Source organism: uncultured Eubacterium sp., assembly GCF_934295145.1.
Classification (GTDB): domain Bacteria; phylum Bacillota; class Clostridia; order Lachnospirales; family Lachnospiraceae; genus Eubacterium_I.
Genome location: NZ_CAKRAS010000097.1, coordinates 1 through 5,452, shown reverse-complemented (window position 1 = coordinate 5,452; position 5,452 = coordinate 1). Strand labels below are relative to the sequence as shown.

General features: G+C 40.7%; 4 protein-coding genes. 2 read left to right on the top strand and 2 right to left on the bottom strand.

The window, feature by feature from the left end:
- Window positions 1-209: 209 nt before the first annotated feature.
- Window positions 210-1,541, bottom strand: coding sequence for an MATE family efflux transporter (locus Q0I54_RS12960; RefSeq protein WP_296119233.1), 1,332 nt, complete (start codon window positions 1,539-1,541; stop codon window positions 210-212).
- 261 nt (window positions 1,542-1,802) lie between these two features.
- On the opposite strand from Q0I54_RS12960, the gene lgt reads away from it, so the two are divergent.
- On the top strand, window positions 1,803-2,570 hold the full coding sequence (gene lgt, locus Q0I54_RS12955) for a prolipoprotein diacylglyceryl transferase (protein ID WP_296119232.1): 768 nt from the start codon (window positions 1,803-1,805) through the stop codon (window positions 2,568-2,570).
- A 66-nt stretch (window positions 2,571-2,636) separates the two neighbouring features.
- Here lgt and Q0I54_RS12950 read toward each other — a convergent pair whose 3' ends face one another.
- Entirely contained in the window at window positions 2,637-3,167 is a 531-nt protein-coding gene (locus Q0I54_RS12950) for a TetR/AcrR family transcriptional regulator (RefSeq protein WP_296119230.1), read from the bottom strand.
- 249 nt (window positions 3,168-3,416) lie between these two features.
- Here Q0I54_RS12950 and glgB point away from each other — a divergent pair, with 249 nt between their 5' ends.
- Window positions 3,417-5,210: a 1,4-alpha-glucan branching protein GlgB gene (glgB, locus tag Q0I54_RS12945; protein WP_296119229.1), complete on the top strand. Its 1,794-nt coding sequence runs from the start codon at window positions 3,417-3,419 to the stop codon at window positions 5,208-5,210.
- The last annotated feature ends 242 nt before the right edge of the window (window positions 5,211-5,452 follow it).

The following is a 5,452-nucleotide window of genomic DNA, read 5'->3' as shown; positions in this document are numbered from 1 at the left end:
GCAAAACTCCAAGGCAAGGCGGTAGACTGATTTTCGTTATCGGAGCGAGCATAGCCCGACCGCGGGAGTGTGTCTGAACCAACAGCTGTTTTTGCTGTTGGTGAGTTCGCGGAAGCGGTCGGAGATAAGCGGCGCAGCGCAGATAGAAAATCAGTCGTGCCGGCATTGGAGTTTTCTTCCAGCTTTTTTAAAACTACCCTAAACAAGAATTATGCGTAGTGGTAGACATGTCGTTTTCGCACAAAGAAGGAAATTGTCACGCAGATTGCCAGAGATTCAGCCACTACGATAGAGCACCATATACCATCTGTTCCAAACAGATAAGGTAGCAGAATAACTGCAACGACCTGAAATGCAAAAGTACGCAAAAACGCAATACATGCGGATATAAGACCGTTGTTTAATGCTGTAAAAAATGCGGATCCAAAAATGGAAAATCCGTTTAACAAGAAGGCGAGTGAATAAATTCGAAATCCATGCACTGTCAGTGCAAATAAAGCTTCATCATAACCTACAAACAGAGATGCCAGTGGGGCAGACAGCAGGTTTGCTAATAACGTCAGACATACACCTGCGATGCCTACCAATCGAAGGCTTTTTCGAAACAGATTTTTCAGTTCAGCATGATTTTCAGCGCCATAATTGTATCCAAACAGCGGAGCACAGCCTACGGAGTATCCGATAAACATAGCACAGAAAATAAAGCTTACATACATGATAACGCCATAAGCGGCCAGACCGTTTTCACCGGCAATCCGCATTAATTGGAAATTGTAAAGCATGTTTACCAGTGACATGGAAATATTGGTCATAAATTCAGAAGAACCGTTGGTACATGTCTGGAACATGATTTTTGGCTGGATATTTGTTTTACAAAGTCGGAGAGAGCTGCTATTTTTGTGTAAGAAATAAAATAACGGAGTCAGACCGCCGACAAATTCAGATGTAACGGTGGCCCAAGCTGCACCGGCCACACCGAGTTTTAATCCATAAACAAATACGGCATCAAGTACCATATTGGTTAATCCTGCACTGACAGTAATTAGTAGCCCTAGCTTTGGCTTCCCGGCAGTAACCAACAGACTCTGAAAAACGTTTTGCAGCATGAAGCAGGTCAGCGAAATCATGGAAATGCGTCCATACAGAATGCTTCCAGCCATCATTTCGCCATTAGCCCCCAAGAGTTTTGTAATAGAAGGCATAAAGATAAAACCAACGATAGAAACGATGATACCACCAATCATGGTACAGTATACGATCATGGAAAAATATTTTTTCGCCAGTTCTGGTTCCCCTTCTCCAAGAGTTTTTGAGACAATAGCATTTCCTCCGGTTCCAAGCATAAAACCGATGGCACCGAGAATCATGATAAATGGCATAATCAGATTAACGGATGCAAAAGCCGTTTTGCCAACAAAATTGGATACAAAAAGACCATCCACCACACTGTAGATGGATGTGAAAATCATCATAATGATTGATGGGAAAACAAATCGTAATAGTTTTGGAAATGTAAAATGATCAGAAAGCTGAATTTTCATAAGCAAGAGATCCTTTCATAAAAAATATGATGTAAGTGTCAAACTGTATAAAAATGAGCTTGTGCTTTGACACAGTATAATAACCAAAATGCTAGCACAGCAAAAATGGACTGTCAATGTAAAAAACGATACATCCTATAAAACAAAAAGAGATTCAATATTAAAAACACCTTAGATAAAAAAGAGTGATAGAAGCGGTTGGAAAATAGATTAAAATAGTGTAGAATAAAAGATAAATTGAAAAGAGGAGCATTAAAAAAAATGAGAGTTGATTTATTTTCCATTGGCAAGTTCACGGTTCATACTTATGGTGTGATGATTGCTATCGGAGTTATTTTATGTGTATTAATGGGCTATTACAGGGCAAAACGTATGGGGATGAAAGCGGAGTCAGTGTTGGATCTGGCAATTCTATGCGTAGTGATGGGATTTTTAGGCGCAAAAGGTTTTTTCGTAATTTTGAGTTGGAAACAGTTTCTGACAGATCCATTGAGTGTACTTGGTTCTTCTGGATTTGTTGTATACGGTGGAATTATTTTCGGTGTGGTATCAGCACTCATTTATTGTAAGATAAAAGACATTCGGTTCTTTGAATATTTTGATCTGCTCGCACCATCTGTTTCACTGGCGCAGGCTTTTGGACGACTGGGATGCTTTTTTGCAGGTTGTTGCTATGGTAAGGAGACAAGTCTTCCAATTGGAATTGTATTTCCGGAAGGTTGTTTTGCGCCGGCAGGCGTACCTTTAATTCCGACGCAGCTATTCTCATCCGCAGGTGATTTTGTGATAGCATTTCTTCTGATTCGCATGAGTGGAAAAATGCGTCACACTGGCGATGTAGGAGCATTGTATCTGATGCTTTACGGAATCGGAAGATTCTGTGTGGAGTTTCTGCGTACCAATGAGCAAGGCGGATTTCTCGGACTGACAACAGCGCAGCTGATTTCAATCGTATTTATGATCGTATCGATTGGACTTTTTGTCCGCAACAAACGAGCTGCGGACAGAGAAGATATGATGTACATTTAGATAGAACTGGAACAATCCGTGTTATCACGTTTTGAGTGTTTTGAAACCCAAATCATAATAACGAAATCATAACAGTTTCATTGCCCCGGAGGAAATCTGGCTGATGATATCAACCACGGCCGCATCTCCGTATTGTCTGTTTTCGAAAAATGCATAATAACCGCCATAAACCGTGTAAGACAGCACGACATTGACGGATGGATCCTGTTTGTACTCCGGATGAGCTTCAAACAGGATTTTTTTTAACTGATATTCTACTTTGCGCACCAGTTCCCCGGCTCTGGTTCCGGAAAATAAAATGCGGATGATGGCATCCCGTGAGAGATAGCCGAGAAACATGTTTTTTGCCAGAGCTGCCGGATCTTCCAGGCAGTTTTCCGGGTTTGGGATTGCCTCTATAACGGAAGTGACAACTTCTGTTTCTAACTGATCACTCAGATCGTAAATATCTTTATAATGAGAGTAAAAGGTAGATTTGTTGATCTGTGCCTTTTCACACAATTCTTTGATCGTGATTTTTTCTAATGGCTTTTTGGAACGTAATTCCAGAAACGTATTGTGAATGGCTGTTTTTGTTTTTTCTATTCTGATATCCATAATAATCCCTCATTTATTGGCTAATGCTGTTAGTAAAAGTAAAGCGGACATTCGCAATCCGCTTTTGCAACCTGCGTTCATTTTTTTATAAATGTTCTTGCAGTTGAGTTTTTCGACAATTATCGAAAAACGTTGGTTTTCCGACGGATTGGAAAAGCTGTTTCTGTTCAAGTATGTTTTCGTTATTTATAATTATAATAGAATTAGCAGAGAAAAACAACCATAGTTGATTAATGAGGGAGAGTGCATATGGATTTTTATGGATTTTATACGGGAAAAGAATTTGAAGCATATCATTTTCTTGGGGCACATGCTTGTAAAAAAGGGACAGTATTTCGGACTTTTGCACCGAATGCACATAGAATTTCTCTGATCGGTGAGTTTAATGAGTGGCAGGAGACACCGATGCAGAAAGTACACGATGGCAATTTCTGGGAATGTTATGTGGAAAATGCCGAGAAAGGCATGATGTATAAATATAAGATTTACGGGGCAGATGGAAGTTGTATCGATCATTGCGACCCTTATGGTTTTTATTCGGAACTGCGCCCGAACAATGCATCCATTATTTATGATACGACTGATTATCATTTTACGGATGCGGAATGGATGAAAAAGCGGTCGGTACAGAAAGATGCACCGTTGAATATTTATGAGATCCACTTTGGTTCCTGGAAAAAGAAAGATGATGCGGATCCGGAAGGCTGGTATACTTACCGGGAAATGGCAGACCTACTGATTCCGTATCTGAATGAAAATGGATATAATTATGTGGAGCTGATGCCGCTGAGTGAGCATCCGTGTGATGAATCCTGGGGGTATCAGAATACCGGTTTTTTTGCGCCGACCTCCCGCTACGGAACGCCGGATGATCTGCGGTATTTTATCAATGCATGTCATAAGCATAAAATCGGTGTGTTGATGGATTTTGTTCCGGTGCATTTTGCGGTGGATACCTATGCACTGTGGAATTATGACGGTTCGGCATTGTATGAATATCCGAATCAGGATGTGGGATACAGCGAGTGGGGAAGCTGCAATTTCATGCATTCAAGAGGAGAAGTGCGAAGTTTCCTGCAGTCTGCGGCAGCGTACTGGCTGGCAGAATATCATTTTGACGGTCTGCGCATGGATGCTGTGAGCAACCTGATCTACTGGCAGGGAAATGAGGCAAGAGGAGTGAACAACCTGGCAGTTTCCTTTATTCAGAATATGAATCAGGGATTAAAAGACCGTTTCCCGACAGCCATGTTGATGGCAGAGGATTCTTCCTCTTATCCGGGCGTGACCAGATCCGTTTATGAGGGCGGTCTTGGTTTTGATTACAAATGGGATATGGGCTGGATGAATGATACGCTGAATTATTTCCGTACAGCTCCGGAGTATCGCTCTGAGAACTATCATAAGCTGACATTTTCCATGATGTATTATTATAATGAAGCGTATGTGCTGCCATTGTCTCATGATGAGGTGGTGCACGGAAAGGCAACCATTATTCAGAAAATGAGCGGAGATTATGAAGAAAAATTTCCTCAGGCGCGGGCAATGTATATGTATATGTATGCACATCCGGGCAAAAAACTGAATTTTATGGGAAATGAAATTGGACAGTTCCGGGAGTGGGATGAGAAGCGTCAGCAGGACTGGGATATTTTAAAATTCCCGAAACACAGAGAATTTCATCGCTTTATGATGAAACTGAATGAGGTGTACGAGAAACATTCTGCTTTCTGGGAGGCTGATCATGCACAGGTGGGATTCCAGTGGATCGACTGCCATCAGGAAGAAAAATGTATTTATGCCTTTGAACGGAAGAGCAAAAAGGAGCGGATCGTCGCAGTGTTCCATTTTGGAAATGCAAAAGAGCAGGAATACACGATGAATATTTCTGAGGCAAAGAAATTAAAACTAATCTGCAGCAGTGATGATGCTGAGATGAAAAAAGCACATCCGGAATATCAGAAAGATTTGCTTGTGAAAAAGGGAACAGTTTCCATAGCGTTGCCGGCATACAGTGCACGCTTTTATCAGATAGAAGAGTAAAAAGAGATACTAATGCTCGTGAATTGTGTCTAACCATGCAAAAATTAGCGGAAATTAACTGATAACTAATGAAAAAATATATCAATAAGAGAAAAATATTTGAAATATCATATTGCGATGCTATAATAAAAGATAAACATTAAAACACGCAAATGGAGGAAAAATATTATGTTCAAAAAATTTAATGCAGGAAAAGTTGGTCTTTTTGTAGCAGGTCTTGCTTTTGGAACAGCAGGTATCAA